Below are 17772 nucleotides of genomic sequence, written 5' to 3' on the forward strand. Positions count from 1 at the left end.
TTGAACAGCAACCGCCCCTGCGGCAGGCTTGCACGAAACAAACGACGCTTGTCGGGAGAGAGATACACAATGGCACTCATTAGCATGCGCCAGATGCTGGACCACGCCGCCGAGTTCGGTTACGGCGTTCCGGCTTTCAACGTCAACAACCTCGAGCAGATGCGCGCCATCATGGAAGCGGCCGACAAGACCGACTCTCCAGTGATCGTCCAGGCTTCGGCCGGAGCCCGCAAATATGCCGGTGCTCCGTTCCTGCGCCACCTGATCCTGGCCGCCATCGAAGAATTCCCGCACATTCCGGTGTGCATGCACCAGGACCACGGCACCAGCCCTGACGTGTGCCAGCGTTCCATTCAGTTGGGCTTCAGCTCGGTAATGATGGACGGCTCGCTGGGCGAGGATGGCAAGACCCCGACCGACTACGAGTACAACGTGCGCGTCACCCAGCAGACCGTGGCCATGGCCCACGCCTGCGGTGTTTCGGTAGAAGGTGAGCTGGGCTGCCTGGGTTCGCTGGAGACCGGCATGGCCGGTGAAGAGGACGGCATCGGTGCCGAAGGTGTGCTGGACCACAGCCAAATGCTGACCGACCCGGAAGAAGCCGCCGACTTCGTCAAGAAAACCCAGGTCGACGCCCTGGCCATCGCCATCGGCACCAGCCACGGTGCGTATAAGTTCACCAAGCCACCTACCGGTGACGTGCTGGCCATCGACCGTATCAAGGAAATTCACAAGCGTATCCCCAACACCCACCTGGTGATGCACGGTTCTTCCTCGGTACCACAAGAGTGGCTGGCGATCATCAACCAGTACGGTGGCGACATCAAGGAAACCTACGGTGTACCGGTCGAGGAAATCGTCGAAGGCATCAAACACGGCGTGCGCAAGGTCAACATCGACACCGACCTGCGTCTGGCCTCTACCGGTGCCATGCGCCGCCTGATGGCGCAGAACCCGAGCGAGTTCGACCCGCGCAAATTCTTCGGTGAGACCGTGAAGGCCATGCGTGATGTGTGCATCGCCCGTTACGAAGCCTTCGGCACCGCCGGCAATGCCTCGAAGATCAAGCCGATCTCCCTGGAAGGCATGTTCCAGCGCTACCTCAAAGGTGAGCTGGCCGCCAAGGTCAACTGAGTCTCAGGCAAGAACTGAAGAAACCCGCAGCGATGCGGGTTTTTTTATGTGTCGCAAATGCTGCAGGCACACCGTTAGTCGGCTAACGTGAAACTTGTCGATTGATAGCTATCTGATTGCATTGCTTGCTGCATGTACGGGTCTAGAGTGTTAATCGGATCCAAAAGGACTTTGAAGTCGGTCATACAAGAGACGCAGCATGGATGGCGCTTACCCTCAACCACTGGATGGAACGTCAGTTCTTCTGGTGGTAGATGATTACCCGGAAAACCTCATCAGCATGCGTGCCCTGCTGGCGCGCAACGATTGGCAAGTATTGACCGCAAGCTCGGGCATGGAGGCCTTGGGCAAGCTGCTGGAACACGAGGTCGATCTGGTCCTGCTCGATGTGCAGATGCCGGAAATGGATGGTTTTGAGGTGGCCCGCCTGATGCGCGGCAGCCAGCGTACCCGGCTGACCCCAATCATCTTCCTCACCGCCAACGAGCAGTCCGAAGCGGCCGTGCTCAAGGGCTATGCCAGTGGGGCGGTGGATTATCTGTTCAAGCCGTTCGATCCGCAGATCCTCAAGCCCAAGGTTCAAGCCCAGTTGGAACAGCAGCGCAATCGGCGCATGCTGCAGCGCCTGACCCGGGAGCTTGAGGCTGCCCGGGCGTTCAACGCCTCCATCCTCGAAAACGCCGCCGAGGGCATCCTGGTTGTCGACGCCTGCGGCGTCATCAGCTTTGCCAACCCGGCAATCTCAAGCTTGATGTGCGCTCCGGTAGGGCAACTTCAGGGTTCCCGCCTGCTTGATCTGCTGCAATTGGCCAGTGCCAGCTTGTGGAACGAGTCCGAGTTCTACAACGCCTACCTGACGCGGCAGATCGTACGCGTCCACGATGCCCACCTGCGCACCCCGCAGGGCCACCTGATACCGGTCGCCCTGTCGTGCGCGCCGCTGCCGGCGGAGCAGCAGGCGATGGTGGTCACGGTGCTGGACATGTCGGCTGAGCGTAGCCTGCACCAGCAACTGGAACATCAGGCGGTGACCGATCCTCTGACCGGGCTGCTCAACCGCCGTGGTTTCTATCAGTCGGCCGAAGGCGTGTTGCTGCGCGGCGAGCATTCGAACAAGGCCCAGGCCTTGATGTACATGGACCTGGACGGGTTTAAGCGGATCAATGACTCGCTGGGCCATGAAGCCGGCGACCGGGTGCTGCGCTGGGTGGCTGAGCAGATCAAAGACTGCCTTGGCAGCGAGGCGCTGTTGGCGCGCATCGGCGGTGACGAGTTCATCGCGCTGTTCGATGGTTTGCCCTATCCGGAGCTAGCCGGGCGCCACGCCGAGAAGCTGCTCGAGCGGGTGTCGATTCAGCAGCAGGTGGACGGGGTCGACGTGTGCCTGGGCGTGAGCATCGGCATCGCCACATACCCCGACTGCGGCGCGAATGTCGAGGGCTTGCTGCGCGCTGCCGATACCGCGATGTATGCGGCCAAGCAGGCCGGCCGCCACCAGTATCGTTTTTATGATGTGGAACTCAATGGCCGCGCTCGTTCGCGCCTGATGCTCGAAGACAGCGTGCGCAATGCCATCGAAGACCACGACTTCACCCTTGTCTACCAACCTCAGGTGGCGTTTGCCGATGGTCGCCTGCGTGGTTTCGAGGCGCTGTTGCGCTGGCAGCACCCAAGCGTAGGCGATGTGCCGCCCGGCCTGTTCATCCCGCTGCTGGAGGAGGCGCGCCTGATCAACCGGCTGGCCAGCTGGATCTATCGTCAAGGCGCCGCGCAACGTCAGGCGTGGTGCCGGGCATTTGCCCCGGAACTGGTCTTGGGCATCAGCCTGAGCCGAGCGCAGTTCACCATGCCGAGCCTGGTCGATGAACTGCAGCGGGTGATTCAGGATTATCACCTGGACCCGGCACAACTGGAGGTCGAGGTGGCCGAGACCTCCTTGATGTACAACATCGAGGCGGCGATCAAACAGACCCAACGCCTGCGCGACCTGGGCGTGCGAGTGGCCTTGGACGACTTTGGCGCTGGCGACTGCTCGCTGCGCATGTTGCGCGACCTGCCTATCGACACCTTGAAGCTGGACCGCCATCTGGTAGCGCGTTTGCCGGATTCGGCGGTGGATGCCGCTTTGGTGCGTACGGTCATCGATTTGTGCGGGCAGTACGGCATCACTGTGATCGCCGAGGGGGTAGAGACACAGGCCCAGGCCGCGTGGCTCAAAGCGAACGGATGCGCTTATATTCAGGGTTTTCTGGTGGCACATCCACTGACAGCGGGCGATGCCACTGGCTTTCCGGCAATTTATCCCTGGCCTGGGCTGTGATTGGCTAGAATCAGCGTTCGTTACGCCGAAGCCATGCCATGACCGTATTACGCTATTTGCAAGCCTACCCCCCGCACCTGCAAGAGCAGGTGCGGCAGATGATCGACAGCGACCGCCTGGGCCAATACCTTGAACGGCGCTACCCCGGGCGCCATGACGTGCAGAGCGACAAGGCGCTGTACAGTTATGCCCAGGACCTGCGCCAGCAATACCTGCGCAGCGCGCCTAACCTGGACAAGGTACTGTTCGACAACCGCTTGGACCTGACCCATCGGGCCCTGGGGCTCAACACGGCGGTATCGCGAGTACAGGGTGGCAAGCTCAAGGCGAAGAAAGAAATTCGTATCGCCTCGTTGTTCAAGGAGGCCGCGCCGGAATTTCTGCGCATGATCGTGGTACACGAGCTGGCGCACCTGCGTGAGCGCGACCACAACAAAGCGTTCTACCAGCTCTGCCAACACATGGAGCCGGCCTACCATCAACTGGAGTTCGACCTGCGCGTCTACCTGACCTATCGGGAGTTGCCGGGCAACCTGTAAGGACCACGCAGCATGGATGTGAGCAAGACCAAAAGCAGTTTCTATCGCCGCCTGTACGTGGCCTGGCTGATCGACAGCCAGGCTGCCACCAGCGTGCCAGCGCTTGTGGAGGCCACCGGCATGCCTCGGCGTACGGCCCAGGACACCATCGCTGCGCTCGCCGACCTGGATATCCTTTGTGAGTTCGAGCAGCAGGAAGGGGCGCGCAACCATGCTGGGCATTATCGCATTCACGACTGGGGTGCGATCGACAAGCAGTGGATCATCCGCAACTTGCGGCAGGTCAAAGAAGTACTGGGCTATCCATGAGTTGTTTCGTCCCCACGGCCAAAATAGAGGCTAAATGACACTATTGGCTGCTGCCACCTGCAGCCTCTTTGTGTACGCTCACTTTTGCGAATCGCCTATCACTGCGTGTGCCCCCCACTGCAAAAGGACTTATGCATGCGGCCACTGCTTTGCGCGTTGGGTTTGCTGGGTGTGCTCGTTGCAGGTTCTGCAATGGCCCAGGACAAGCTGCGGCTAGTGGCCGATACCTGGCCGCCGTTCACCGAAAGCAGCATGCCGGGCGGTGGCTTGGCCACCAGCCTGGTCACCACGGCGCTGGCCCGCGCCGGTTATACCAGCAGCTACGAGCAAGTGCCTTGGGCGCGAGCGTTGATGGGCATTGGCGAAGGGCGCTACGACGTGCTGATAAACGCTTGGCACAACGATGCACGCAAACGGCTTGGGCAGTTCTCCAAGGGCTACCTGAGCAATCGCATCCGCCTACTCAAGCGCAAGGGCCAGACGTTGCGCTACCAACGCCAGTCCGATCTCTATCCCTTCAGTATCGCTGTGGTGCGCGACTACGCTTACTCTTCAGCTTTCGATGCCGACACGCTCCTGCACAAGGTGCCAGTGCGCGACTTTTCCACCGCCGTGCGCATGCTGGCTGCCGCGAGGGTCGACCTGGCTGTGGAGGATGAATACGTCGCCCGCTACAACCTGCAACGCGAGCCGCAGAGTGTGCGCGATGAGGTGGAACTGATGGAGCCATTGCTGGGTGAGAATACCCTGCATATTCTGGTGAGCCTCAAGCACCCCGACCACCAGCAAATCGTCGAGCGCTTCGACCAGGCCATTGCTGCGATGAAAGCCGATGGCAGCTATGCACGGCTGCTGCACCAGTATGGTTTCTGATCCCGCCTGTTCTCGGGTGAAGCTCACCACCGAGGGTTAAGACTGCCTCGCAGGGCACGCTAGCGGGTAGGTGCTGCTTCAGCGGCGAACAGACCGCTGCAAAAAGCACCTCAGCTAGATGGCGCCTCTTTGATCAGGTGAGCAGCCAGCGTGCGCAGCGGCGCGAGTTGCCGGCATATCAGCGCCAACTGCGTCTGTACCAGCCTTTGATGCTCATCCAGCTCATCGGGCATCTGCTCCAGAGCATTGGCCAGCGCCTCTTCGGCATCACTGTGTATGGCCACTGGCAGCCGTGCCGACAGACCATTGGCGATTTCGTCCAGGCTGTTGGCCAGGCTTTGTCCGGCGCCGTCGATCAACTGCTCCTGCACATCGGTCGGCAAGGCGGTGTCGCGGTGAGCACCCAGCCCCGACAGGTAACTGAGCAAGGTATGCGAGAGCACCAGGAAGCGGAAACCGACATCGGCTTCCTTACGGAAATGCCCTGGCTCCATCAACATGTTGGCCAGCGTGGTCGACAGCGCTGCGTCGGCGTTGTGGGCGTTGCGTCGAGCCAGCCGGTAGGCGAGGTCGTCGCGCTTGCCGTAAGCATACTGCTGCATGATCTGGCGCAGGTACACGCTGGCGCAGGTGAGGGTGTTGGCCAGCGCCTTGTTCAGCCGCCGGCCTTGCCAGTCGGGGAGGAACAGGAATACCGCGAGGATGGCGATCAGGCTGCCGACCAAGGTATCGAACAGGCGCGGCAGGAACAGGCCGTAGCCATCCCCGATCTGGTTGAAGCAGAACAGTACCATCAGGGTGATCGCAGCCGTGGCCAGGGCGTAGCGGGTGGTACGGTTGACGAAGAACACCACCCCTGCAGCCACGGCGAACAGTGACTGGATCACCGGGTTGGGGAACAGGTCGAACAGCGCCCAGCCTACGGTCAGGCCTATCGCGGTGCCGAATATCCGCTGCACCAGCTTGCGCCGGGTGGCGCCGTAGTTGGGCTGGCAGACGAACAACGTAGTAAGGATGATCCAGTAACCCTGGGTCGGGTGGATCAGGTGCACCATACCGTAACCGATCGAAAGCGCCAGCGGCAGGCGCAGGGCGTGACGGAACAGCAGCGAAGTCGGCGTGAGCTGGGTGCGCAGGCGTGTCCAGACATCCTTGAAGTTGCGCGGCGAGCGGTCGAGCAGGCTGCTGTCGCTGGCATCGGCCAGGCTGTCGGGGTTGCTGGCGGCGCTGAGCAGGCGGTCGAGGGTGGCCAGGTTGGCGGCCAGCGCCCGCAGTGAGCGTAACAGGCCGCGCCAGGCCGGGTTGCTTTGCAAGCGCAAGTGCTCGAGGGAGGCGTTGAGGTCCTCCAGGGCTTCGGCAAAGCCTGTGGCCAGCACGAATGGCTGACGCAGGCGGATGGAGCGTGCCAGTTCCTGGCAGGAGGCGCCTTGTTTGCGCAGCAGGCGCTGGCAACGAAACATCACATCGCTATGGAAGAACGCTTCGTTAAGGGCGTTGTAGGGGTAGTGCGAGGCACTGACCCGCTCATGGATGTCCTGGGCCAAGAAGTACAACTTCAGGTAGCGGCTGACCTTGGAGTTCGGTTGGCTGTTGCCAACCCGGTGCAGGATGATTTCCTTGGCAGCGTTCAGCGCTGCCACGACCTTGCCATTCTGCCGAGCAAGGTCCAGGCGCTGGGCCTCGACATCGAGGTTGCGGATCGGCTCGAACAGGCTGGCCTTGAGCTTGAGGTAGCTGCCCAATTCATAGAACAGCTTGGCCAGGCTCTGCTGCACCGGCTGGTTGGAGAACAGCGCCTGCCACAGCACCGAGAGCAGGCCATACCATGCAGCGCCCGCCACCAGCAGCATCGGCTCGTGCCAGAAATCGCTGACTTGGCCACCGCGTTGGTCTACACCGATCATGGTGTAGACCGAGGTGATCAGGGTTGCCGATGCGATCGCACCATAACGCTCGCCCAGGGCGCCGAGCATGGTCAGCGCGAAGGCTGCCAGCGCCAGGGCGATGACGAAGATCCACGGGTAGGGAAACAGCAACTCCACAGCAAGTGCGGCAATGGCAAAGCAGGGAAGGGTGACCGCCAGGGCGCTGAGGCGGCCTTGCCAGCTGTCATCGGTCTCGGCCAGGGCGCTGGCGATGATGCCGAGAAACAGTGGGATCAACAGGGCCATTTCGTTCTGGTACCAGCACAGGGCCAGGCTGCCGGTAAGGGCGATGGTGACCCGGATGCTGTAGCTGAACTTGTCTTGGCCCCACAGACGACGCAGTGACTGACGCAACGAGCTCGATGACATGATGGCCTGCTAGGCAGTGATCGAATGAATGCATTGCAGCACGGCCAGCAAGAAGCGTTCCGTGCTGCTGAATGGATTCTACTCTACACGAACTGCGCTGCGGCGTTGGCCGATGCCCAGGCCCACTGGAAATTGAAACCGCCCAAATGGCCGGTAACGTCGAGCACTTCGCCGATGAAGTACAAACCCGGGCTTTTCAGCGATTCCATGGTTTTTGACGACACCTCACGGGTGTCGACGCCGCCGAGGGTAACTTCCGCTGTGCGATAGCCTTCGGTACCCGCTGGCACCACTTGCCAGTTGGCCAGTTGCTCCGCGATCTGGGCCAGTTGCGCTGGCGTGTACTGCTTCATCGGCCGCGACTCGAACCACTGGTCGGCCAATAGGTTGGCCAGCTTGCGGGTAAATACCTCGCCCAGCACGGTCTTCAACTCGGCGTTGGCGCGCTCGACCTGCATCTGCTGCAGCCAGCTCAGTGCATCGCGGTCGGGCAGCAGGTTGATTTGCACGGCATCGCCGGCTTCCCAGAACGAGGAAATCTGCAGGATCGCCGGGCCACTGAGGCCGCGATGGGTAAACAGCAGGTTCTCCCGGAAGCTGGCGCCGTTGCAGCTGGCGGTGCAGTCCAACGAGGTGCCCGAAAGCTCGGTGCACAGTGCCTTGAGTTGGGGCTCGGTGATCGTGAACGGCACCAGTCCTGCTCGGGTCGGCAGCAGGGTGTGGCCGAACTGGCGGGCTACCTGGTAGCCGAAACCGGTAGCACCCAAAGTCGGGATCGACAGGCCGCCGGTGGCGATGACCAGTGACTGGCAGGCAAACTGGCCGGCGCTGGTTTGCAGCAAATAGCCGGCTTCGGTCTTCTCGATGTGCTCGATACTGGTGTGCATGCGGATCTCGGCGCCTGCCTCATCGCATTCGGCCAGGAGCATATCGAGGATGTCGCTGGCCTTGTTGTCGCAGAACAGCTGGCCGAGCTTCTTTTCGTGGTACGGCACTGCATGCTTGGCAACCAGCTCGATGAAGTCCCACTGGGTGTAGCGGGCCAGCGCCGATTTGCAGAAGTGCGCGTTATGCGAGAGGAAATTGCTCGGCTCGGTGTAGAGGTTGGTGAAGTTGCAGCGCCCGCCGCCGGACATGAGGATCTTCTTGCCGGGTTTGTTGGCGTGGTCGAGCAACAATACCCGGCGGCCGCGGCGCGCGCTGAGCTGGGCGCACATCAGGCCGGCGGCGCCGGCGCCGAGGATGATCACGTCGGTGGAATGCACGGTGTAAACCTTCTTGAAAAAACGCTGAACCCTGTGCAAGCGGTTCACCCGCGTAGACGGTGGTGAGCCCACCGTCACCTTCGCGGGTAAACCCGCTTCTACCAGGACCTTGCCAGGCTTTAGACGATACGAACTTTAAGGGCTCGGCCTTTGATCTTGCCGCTGTTCAGGCGCTGCATGGCCTGTTTGGCCAGTGGCCGCTCTACCGCCACATAAGCCTGGAAGTCGAAGATCGCGATCTTGCCCACTTGCTTGCCTGGGATGCCGGCATCTCCGGTCAATGCACCAAGGATGTCACCCGGACGCAGCTTGTCCTTGCGCCCGGCGCCGATGCACAGCGTGCTCATCAACGGCAACAAGGGTTCGCCCTTGTTCTTCAGGCTGTCGAGCTGGTCCCAGCGCAGCGGGGTTTTCTGCAGTGTTTCGATGGCCTGGGCGCGGTGGCCTTCGGCCGGCGCTACAAGGCTCACCGCGATGCCTTTCTCGCCTGCGCGGCCAGTGCGGCCCACCCGGTGCACATGGATTTCGGCATCCCGGGCCAATTCGACGTTGATGACCATGTCCAGCCCGTCGATGTCCAGGCCCCGCGCTGCCACGTCAGTGGCTACCAGCACCGAGCTGCTGCGGTTGGCAAACATCGTCAGCACCTGATCACGGTCACGCTGCTCCAGATCGCCGTGCAGCGCCTGGGCGACGATGCCCTTGGCGGTCAGGTGAGCCACCACGTCCTCGCATTGCTGCTTGGTGAAGCAGAACGCCACGCACGACTGTGGGCGGTAGTGGCCCAGTACACGGGTGACGGCCTCCAGGCGCTGCTGCGGGTCGATCTCGATGAAGCGCTGCTCGATCTGGTTGTCGGCATGCAGGCTTTCGACTTTCACCTGCTGCGGCTTGCGCATGAAATCGGCGGCCAATTGCTCGATGCCGGCCGGGTAGGTAGCCGAGAACAGCAGGGTCTGGCGGCGCGCTGGCGTCTTGCCGATGATGCTGGCGATGGCGTCGAAAAAGCCCATGTCGAGCATGCGATCGGCTTCGTCCAGCACCAGGGTATTGAGGCCGTCGAGCACCAGGGTGCCTTTGTCCAAGTGCTGCTGGATGCGCCCGGGGGTACCGACGATGATGTGCGCGCCATGTTCCAGCGAAGCGATCTGCGGGCCCAGCGACACGCCACCGCACAGCGTGAGGATCTTGATGTTGTCCTCGGCGCGGGCAAGTCGGCGCAGCTCCTTGGCCACCTGGTCGGCCAGCTCGCGGGTAGGGCACAGCACCAGCGCCTGGCAGCCGAAGTAGCGTGGGTTGATCGGGTTGAGCAGGCCGATACCGAAGGCGGCGGTCTTGCCGCTACCTGTCTTGGCCTGGGCGATCAGGTCCTGGCCCTTGAGGATGACGGGTAGGCTCTGGGCCTGGATCGGCGTCATCGAGGCATAGCCCAGGGCGTCCAGGTTGGCCAGCATGGCGGCGGACAGCGGCAGGGTGGCAAAGGCGGTAGTTTCGGTGGTCACGAGGCGGGCCTGCGTTGCGAAGCGAAAAATGCTGCACAGTCTACCAGCCTCGTGGCCATTCGCCCTACGACTCGATGTCTTGTTCCGGACGACGGGCACGCCTTCCGTCCGTGGGCGCCAGTTGCAGGAAGATGGCCGCGGCGAGCATCGCCATGATGCCGATGGTGACGAAGGTCAGCTGGAAGGCACCCAGCGTGGTTTCCACGCCATCGGCATTACCGGCGGCAGTGAACCCGCCGAGCAGGGCGCCAGCGCAGGCCACGCCGAGGCTCAACGACAACTGTGCGACAACTGACAGCAGGCTGTTGCCGCTGCTGGCGCTGGCGTCGTCCAGGTCGATCAGGGTGACGGTATTCATCGCTGTGAACTGCATCGAGTTGACCGCACCCAGCAGTGCCAGTTGCACCAGCAGCATGGCATAAGGGGTCTGCTCGTCGACCAGGCCAAGGCTGGCCAGCAGGATGCCCAGCAGCAACGTGTTGCTGGTCAGCACGATGCGATAGCCCAGGCGCTCGATCAAGGGCCGGGCGACCGACTTGGCCAGCATGGCCGATGCCGCCAGGGGGATCATGCTCATGCCGGCCTGAGCTGGCGAATAGCCCAGCGCCACCTGCAGCAGCAGCGGCACCAGAAATGGCAGCGCGCCGCTGCCCAGGCGAGAGAACAGGTTGCCGAGAATCCCGATGGCGAAGGTGCGCACGCGGAACAGGCTGGGTGAGAACAGCGGCTCCGGGTCGCGACCGGCGCGCAGCCAGTAGGCTGCCAGGCAGGCCATGCCGGCGAACAGCAACAGCATGACGCGCAGGTGCGGCAGGTGCAGCTCACCGAGGCCTTCCATGGCGATGGTGATCAGCACCATTGCCGCACCGAACAGCACAAAGCCTGGGCCGTCGAAGGTGGTGCGCTCGGCACCGCGCAGGTCAGGGATGAACTTCCAGACCGCGTAGCAGCCTAGCGCCCCGACTGGCAGGTTGAGCAAGAAGATCCAGTGCCAACTGAGGATTTCCACCAGCCACCCGCCCAAGGTCGGGCCGAGCAGCGGGCCGAGCAGGCCGGGTATGGTGATGAAGCTCATGATTCGCACCAGCTCGGTGCGCGGGTAGGCGCGCAGTACCACAAGCCGCCCAACCGGCAGCATCAGGGCGCCCCCCAGGCCCTGCACGACGCGGGCGAAGATCAGAAAGCCCAGGCTGTTGGCCATGGCGCAAAGCAGCGAGCCGAAACTGAACAGCAGGATGGCACTGAAAAAGATGCGCTTGGTACCGAAGCGGTCGGCGATCCACCCGGAGGCCGGAATCAACAGCGCTACGGTAAGCATGTAGGCGATGATCACCCCCTGCATGCGCAGCGGGTCTTCGGCCAGCGAGCGGGCCATCGCCGGCAATGCCGTGTTGAGGATGGTGCCGTCCAGCGACTGCATGAAGAAGGCGATGGCCACCACCCAGGGCAGCCAGCGGGCGGTGATCGGGTCAAGCGGTGGACGTTCGGGCATGACTTCCTCGTTTGTCAGTGCCGACCTTTTCGCGGCTGTGCAATCTCGGTGATCACAGCTTGAGGTGCGAAAAGGCCAGCCAATCCAATCACAATGTCAGGGTCAACCCTTTGACCAGCGCCCCAGGCAGATGACTCGACCCGGTACTGCGCTGCCCATAAGTGCTGGTCGATAGGATCATCTCCCGCTCTTGGGTCAGGTCTTCGAGCTGGCTGCCGAGCAGGCTGTACAAGCTGTCATCGAAGCGCATGGTATTCACCGGCCCCTGAATCTCGCCGTTTTCCACCCAAAGTGTGGCGAAACGGGTCAAGCCCGTCATGCGTGCGGCGGGTAGGTCGGAGTAGTTGAGGTACCACAGGTTGCTGATGTAAAGCCCGGTGCCCAGCCGTTCGAGGATCTGCGCGCTGGGCAAACTGCCCGGCGCCAGGCTGAGGGCGCAAGGCGACTCGTAGCTGTCGGCACCATTGGCCAGCAACCCGAATTCTGCCGCGCTGCGAGCGCTGACCAGCCGCTGCAAGGCTTTGCCGTGAGCGATCAGCGGCACGTCCAGGCGCGGCGAGCCCTCATCGGAGAAGGCCGGGCTGAGCGAGCCGCTGATCTGCTCGCTGAGGGTCACTTGTGGGTGCAGTTGCGCATCGCCGTTGTAGAGGCGCTGCAAGGCACTGTTGCCAGTAGCCAGGGCTTGGGCCGAGAAGCCACCCCAACAGAGCATACCGGCGATCTCGTCCATCGCCGCCGGCGCCAGGTAGGCGCGATAGCTCCCAGGTTCGAGGGTGATGGCGGGGCGCCCTAGAAAGCCCAACTGTTCCCGCGCCTGGCGCAGACGTGTGGTGAACGACTGCTCATTCCAATGTTGGCCGGCATAGTTGGCTTTCACCGCCTGGCCATTGCTGTGAAACAAGCTCCAGTCGAAGTTGAAGCTGTTGGCCTGGTGCCAGCCAAACGCCCCGAACGAGCTGGCAAAACCACGGTAGATCGGCCCTGCGGCATAGATGCCGACCAGGTCCAGGTCACTCGTTTGCTCTTCAAGCAGCGCCAGTAGCTGGTCGATGTCGGGCAGCGGCTGGTCCTGCTGGTCGAGCTTGTGCCAGGCACTGTCGTCCAGGCGCAGGTAGGGGTCGACGGCCAGCAGCGGCAAGGTCTGACGTAGCTGCTGCAACGCCTGGCCCAGGCGTTGCTGGTCGATTGCAGGGTCGCCACTGAGGGTCACCTGCTGCTCTGCCTGGCGCCCGTCACGGATCAGCCGTAACTGCGCGCTGGCCTGGCTCACCTCCCCGGCCTGGCGCACCTTGGCGTGATTGAAACGCACGAACTGCGACTGCTCGGCGCTGAAGCCGCAAGTGAAGTGCTCGCCTGTTTGCAGGGCCGCCTGCACGGAGGCGACCAAGGTCTGGAAAAGCGGTTTCATCAGGCATCACCTCCGAACACGTCGATCTGGCGGAACACGCAGGCGGGCGAGGCATGCCCGACCCTGACCACCTGGTTGGGTTCGCCTTTGCCACAGTTGGGCGTACCCAGCACCTGGAAGGTGCTGCGATCACCGACGGCCGCGAGATTACGCCAGAACTGCGCCGAGATGCCGCGGTAATTCGGGTTCTTGACCACGCCTTTGAGCTCGCCGTCTTTGATCAATTGGCCCCATTCGCAACCGAATTGGAATTTGTTGCGCGCATCGTCGATGGACCAGGAGCGGTTGGTGCGCATCAAGATGCCGGACTCGATGCCCTGCACCAGTTGTTCGAGGGATTGATCACCGGGCTCGATGTTGAGGTTGGCCATACGGTCGATCGGCGCACGGTTCCAGCCGCAGGCGCGGCTGTTGGCCACGCCGTCCAGGCCCGAACGAAATTGCGACAGCGCACCGCCCAGCGGGCGCAGCAGCAGGCCGTCGCGAATTAGGAACTGCTTACTGGCAGCGCTACCGTCATCATCGAAGCTGTAGCTGGCCAGCTCTTCGCCTATGGTGGGGTCGAAGGTCACGTTCAGCAGGCTGGAGCCGTATTGCAACTGGCCGAAGTCGCGGGATGTGACGAAGCTGGTGCCCGCGTAGTTGCGCTCATCGCCAAGGATCCTGTCCATTTCCAGTGGGTGGCCGATCGACTCATGGATTTGCAGCATCATCTGGTCGGGCATCAGCAGCAGGTCGCGCGGGCCACTGGGTGTGTTAGGCGCCAGCAGCAATTGCAGCGCCTGGTCGGCCACATGCCGACCAGCACCGACCAAACCACAGCGCTCGATGATCTCGAACCCGCCCTGTTGGCCGAAATTTTCGCGGCCCAGGCTGCGGCACTGACTGTCCTGTCCGTCGCTGGCGGTGACGCTCAAGCCTGGGAAAATGAAGCGCTGTGCATGGCGCAGCTGTGCGCCAGCCGAGTTCAGGTAGGTCTGTTCGACGACGCTTATGCCCAGGCTGGCCTGCCAGTCCACCAGGCGGCTGTCTTTCGGCACGCTGGCCGATTCGGCGGCCAGCAGGCCCAGGCAGTCGGCCAGATTGGGCACCGGCTGGTCGAAGTTGGGCGAAAGGTGGTCGTGACAGGCGCTGGTCACCGGTTGCTCGCGCAGATCGAGCAGGCTGTGCTTGGCGATCTGCCGTGCCAGTTTTTCAGCCTGTTCCAGTGCCTGTTGCAGGCCAGCTTGCGACAGATCTGCAGTGGCCGCGTAGGCCTCAACGCCATTGACCCGCACTGTCAGCATGGCGCCTTCGTCCTGGCTGAAATGCGGCGGTTCGGCCACATTGCGGCGCACCGAAAGCGCCTGATGCGCCTGTTTCACATGGCGTAGGGAAAACATTTCGGCGGTGCTGCGCAGCGCGGCAAAGCGCTGGCGCAGCAGGGCGCTGGAATCGAACATGTGCAAGCCTCCGTTTTCACGGTGGCTCCCCCTAGAACCACCCTTCTTGCATGGTAAGACACGTGTCGTCGCGCGCCTCGAGCAATGCCAGCTCATTATGGCAGCCAGGAATTTCCCAAGTCAGGAAATAACGTGCGGCTTGCAGCTTACCCTGGTAGAAGTCGCGGTCGGCAGCTGTACCGTTGAGCAGGCCAAGTTCGGCATGAATGGCCTGTTCCAGCCAGCGCCAGCCGACCACGCAGTGGCCGAATACCTTCAGGTACAGAGCGGAGTTGGCCAAGGCGCTGGCAACCTTGGATTGGGCAAGATCGCCAAGCAGGGATAGCGTCACCGCCTGCAGGCGGTTGACCAAGTGCTCCAGGGGCTGGCGCATCGCGTCCAGGTTGGCGTGATGGCTGGCCCGTTCAGCCGTTGCAGCGATCTGGCGGATCAGTTGCTTGAGCCCAGCGCCGTTGTTCTGCGCAAGCTTGCGCCCTAGCAAGTCCAGGGACTGGATGCCCTCGGTACCTTCGTGGATCGGGTTCAGGCGGTTGTCGCGGTAGTACTGCTCTACGGGGTACTCGCGGGTGTAGCCGTGGCCGCCGAGTATCTGGATGGCCAGTTCGTTGGCTTTGAGGCAAAAGGTCGAAGGCCAGGATTTCACGATAGGGGTCAGCAGGTCGAGTAACTGCTGAGCCTGGTCGCGCTGAAGCTGATCTTGGGTCGTGTGGGTATCGTCGTATAGCCGCGCAGCGTACAGGCCAAGGTCGAAGGCGCCTTCGACATAAGCTTTCTGCGTCAGCAACATGCGCTTGACGTCGGTGTGGCTGATGATTGGCACGGCTGGGCTGTGCGGGTCTTTGTTGTCCGGCATACGGCCCTGTGGACGCTGACGGGCGTACTCCAAGGAATACAGGTAGCCGGCGTAGCCGAGCATCACCGCACCCATGCCGACGCCGATGCGCGCCTCGTTCATCATCTGGAACATGCACGCCAGTCCCTGGTGGGGCTGGCCGACCAGATACCCAACGCACTGGCCTTGGTCACCGAAGTTCAGTGCGGTGGAGGTGGTGCCGCGCCAGCCCATCTTGTGGAACAACCCCGCCAGCGACACATCGTTGCGCGAGCCACGGCTGCCATCGTCGTTGACCAGGTACTTGGGCACGATGAACAGCGAAATGCCCTTAACGCCGGGCGGTGCATCCGGCAGCTTTGCCAGCACCATGTGCACGATGTTTTCCGACAGCTCGTGGTCGCCGCCGGAGATGAAGATCTTGTTGCCCTTGAGTCGGTAAGTGCCTTCGCCGGCGGGTTCGGCGCGGGTGCGGATATCGGCCAGCGAAGAGCCTGCGTGGGGTTCGGTCAGGGCCATGGTGCCGAAGTAGCGGCCTTCGATCATCGGTTGCAGGTACAGACGCTTTTGTTCGTCGTTGCCGAAGCTCTCGATGAGGTTGGCTGCGCCCATGGTCAGGAACGGGTAGGCCGTGGTGCCGGCGTTGGCTGCCTGGAAGTGGGCGAAGCAGGCCTGCGAGACCAGGCTGGGCAGTTGCATCCCGCCCGCGTCGTAGTCGCGATTGGCGTTGAGGAAGCCGGCTTCGAGGAAGGCGTCGACGGCGGGCTTTACCTCGGGGATCAGCTCGGCGCGGCCGTTGATGTAGCGCGGCTCGTTCTCGTCGGCCTTGCGGTTGTGCGGGGCGAAGAGTTTTTCGGCGATGGTGCGGGCGGTGGCCAGGGCCGCGTCGAAGGTTTCGCGGCTGTGCTCGGCGAAACGCGGGCGTTGGGCCAGGGCTTGGGCGTCGAGCACTTCGTAGAGTTCGAAGGCCAAGTTGCGGGAACTGAGCAGGGTCTCGGGCATGGCAGCGGTCCTTGAGCGGGCATGTGCCGAGTCTAAGCGGTGGTACTGGAAGGGGGGAGGTTAATAGGTTTGGGTGATATGGGTTTAGAACGGGTGAGGGTGGGCTGGTGCTTGCCTTGATTGTTTCGTTGCCGGTGAGATCGAGCGCCGCCCGCGCGGCGCATCGCGAGCTGCGCTCGCTCCTACGTTTGTTTCGGGCCAGTAACGCCTGTGACAGGCGCGCGCGACCGCCTTGTGGGTACGACGCGATATCTTGCCAAGATCTTACCGTCGGCAACCATCTCAAGACATACGCCCATGAAAAAGGAGAATGCCGGTAAGGCTCGCAAGCTTCCACGAAATGCAGGGGGTGCTTACGCATCTTGCGGAAAGCTCCTACAACCATAGCAATGAAAAAAGAGGTAGATGTCGTTCTTTGCTAGTGAGGAAGTTTTGTGGATAGAGTTTGCCATTGGCGCAATGTTTGGAAAGAAGAAATTTCCAGGGTCGAAGATCCTTTCTTTGCCCAGTCCGTCGTCCGAGACGCACTGCGCAGAAGTATTCATCTGCGCGGGTTGGGTGAATTTATTGGTGCTTGTAATTTGCCTGTGGGGCGAGCATTGCTCGGCGATGAAATAGAGCGAGCTTTGACATTGGTGCGTGAGGGAAAATGGTTTGTTGTTCGCGAGCATGTACGCTCTCCGATTGATGTGTCGTGTTATCCCACATTGAGGTGGGCGCCATCAAAAATGGATCATCACCTGTATGGAAGTGCATATGCACAGGCGGAAGGGCCTGGTAAGTGGAGCACTTTTAGCATTGATTTAGACTCGCTCTGGTCCAGTGTTGCCTTCGCGGCAAACTTTTTAACCTCACGCGGAGATGAAGGACGTCTTTTCGCAAGCGAAGGCAGAGACTATGCCAATACTAGGCGTGTTGTGAGTCAGAGGTGGATGCCGCTAAAAGACAGCGAACGTGATTTTGCCAGGTTGTCAGCATTGCATCGCTATGGGGCTGTGCGGAAAATAACGCAATATTTTGTCGAGGCTAGTGACGAGTGGGCGATAACTGGCCAATCTTGGCATTGGCGCCCTGTAGTGGCCGATGAGGTATACGAGTTTCGGGAAGGTGCACATTGACTGATTCAAGCGTTAGGCTGCGGCATTTCTTATATCTGTTCTGGGCCGGCATGGATGCGTTTTACATTTGTTTGTATTGTCTGCGTAGCGCTGCCCGTGGAGATGTGCCGTTCTGGTCGGACTTTGAAAGTGGCCTTGAAGTGATACGTAGTTGGGGTGGACCGGAAGTTTTGATCTGGGCTGGCTTGGTTTTACAGGGGTCGGTGGTCGTCTCGTGTATCGGAATTTACGCAGGTAAAAAG

13 protein-coding genes are annotated in these 17772 nt (G+C 61.7%); 6 read left to right on the forward strand and 7 right to left on the reverse strand.

The window, feature by feature from the left end; all coding sequences use genetic code 11:
* Nucleotides 1–69: 69 nt before the first annotated feature.
* The 5 genes from fba to ACK59H_RS00495 all read left to right on the forward strand — a co-directional run bounded on the left by fba (nucleotide 70) and on the right by ACK59H_RS00495 (nucleotide 5175).
* Complete coding sequence (gene fba / locus ACK59H_RS00475) at nucleotides 70–1134, forward strand: class II fructose-bisphosphate aldolase (protein WP_008093958.1); 1065 nt, start codon at nucleotides 70–72, stop codon at nucleotides 1132–1134.
* 199 nt (nucleotides 1135–1333) lie between these two features.
* Complete coding sequence (locus tag ACK59H_RS00480; RefSeq protein WP_060478136.1) at nucleotides 1334–3454, forward strand: EAL domain-containing protein; 2121 nt, start codon at nucleotides 1334–1336, stop codon at nucleotides 3452–3454.
* A 38-nt stretch (nucleotides 3455–3492) separates the two neighbouring features.
* Entirely contained in the window at nucleotides 3493–3993 is a 501-nt protein-coding gene (locus tag ACK59H_RS00485) for a M48 family metallopeptidase (protein ID WP_060478135.1), read from the forward strand.
* A 12-nt stretch (nucleotides 3994–4005) separates the two neighbouring features.
* A complete protein-coding gene (locus tag ACK59H_RS00490; protein WP_060478134.1) occupies nucleotides 4006–4302 on the forward strand; it encodes a helix-turn-helix domain-containing protein in 297 nt (98 codons plus the stop codon).
* Between the two features lie 135 nt (nucleotides 4303–4437).
* Nucleotides 4438–5175 (forward strand): ABC transporter substrate-binding protein, encoded by a 738-nt coding sequence (locus ACK59H_RS00495; RefSeq protein ID WP_261744272.1) that lies wholly within the window; start codon nucleotides 4438–4440, stop codon nucleotides 5173–5175.
* Between the two features lie 110 nt (nucleotides 5176–5285).
* Here the strand turns inward: ACK59H_RS00495 and yccS are convergent, their stop codons facing one another.
* From yccS to ACK59H_RS00530, 7 genes are all read right to left on the reverse strand, one after another.
* Complete coding sequence (gene yccS, locus ACK59H_RS00500; protein ID WP_060478132.1) at nucleotides 5286–7469, reverse strand: YccS family putative transporter; 2184 nt, start codon at nucleotides 7467–7469, stop codon at nucleotides 5286–5288.
* An 83-nt stretch (nucleotides 7470–7552) separates the two neighbouring features.
* Nucleotides 7553–8734 carry an NAD(P)/FAD-dependent oxidoreductase gene (locus ACK59H_RS00505; protein ID WP_060478195.1) on the reverse strand — a complete coding sequence of 394 codons (1182 nt, stop codon included), beginning with the start codon at nucleotides 8732–8734 and terminating at the stop codon, nucleotides 7553–7555.
* 119 nt (nucleotides 8735–8853) lie between these two features.
* The gene (gene dbpA, locus ACK59H_RS00510; protein WP_230849756.1) at nucleotides 8854–10188 is read right to left on the reverse strand and encodes an ATP-dependent RNA helicase DbpA; all 1335 of its coding nucleotides are present in this window, start codon (nucleotides 10186–10188) and stop codon (nucleotides 8854–8856) included.
* Nucleotides 10189–10300: 112 nt separating this feature from the next.
* Complete coding sequence (gene mdtD / locus ACK59H_RS00515) at nucleotides 10301–11728, reverse strand: multidrug transporter subunit MdtD (RefSeq protein ID WP_060478130.1); 1428 nt, start codon at nucleotides 11726–11728, stop codon at nucleotides 10301–10303.
* An 88-nt stretch (nucleotides 11729–11816) separates the two neighbouring features.
* Nucleotides 11817–13136, reverse strand: a complete 1320-nt coding sequence (locus ACK59H_RS00520; protein WP_060478129.1) for a TldD/PmbA family protein — start codon at nucleotides 13134–13136, stop codon at nucleotides 11817–11819.
* A complete protein-coding gene (locus tag ACK59H_RS00525; RefSeq protein WP_060478128.1) occupies nucleotides 13136–14578 on the reverse strand; it encodes a TldD/PmbA family protein in 1443 nt (480 codons plus the stop codon). Before ACK59H_RS00525 ends, ACK59H_RS00520 begins: the two co-directional genes overlap by 1 nt.
* Before the next feature lie 31 nt (nucleotides 14579–14609).
* Complete coding sequence (locus tag ACK59H_RS00530) at nucleotides 14610–16412, reverse strand: acyl-CoA dehydrogenase (protein ID WP_409264163.1); 1803 nt, start codon at nucleotides 16410–16412, stop codon at nucleotides 14610–14612.
* A gap of 434 nt (nucleotides 16413–16846) precedes the next feature.
* Between ACK59H_RS00530 and ACK59H_RS00535 the strand changes: the two genes are divergently transcribed.
* Nucleotides 16847–17530 (forward strand): hypothetical protein, encoded by a 684-nt coding sequence (locus ACK59H_RS00535; RefSeq protein ID WP_155500262.1) that lies wholly within the window; start codon nucleotides 16847–16849, stop codon nucleotides 17528–17530.
* Nucleotides 17531–17772: the final 242 nt, after the last annotated feature.

It is taken from the genome of Pseudomonas sp. KCJK9000 (assembly GCF_046230725.1).
In the GTDB taxonomy this organism is placed as follows: Bacteria; Pseudomonadota; Gammaproteobacteria; order Pseudomonadales; family Pseudomonadaceae; genus Aquipseudomonas; species Aquipseudomonas promysalinigenes.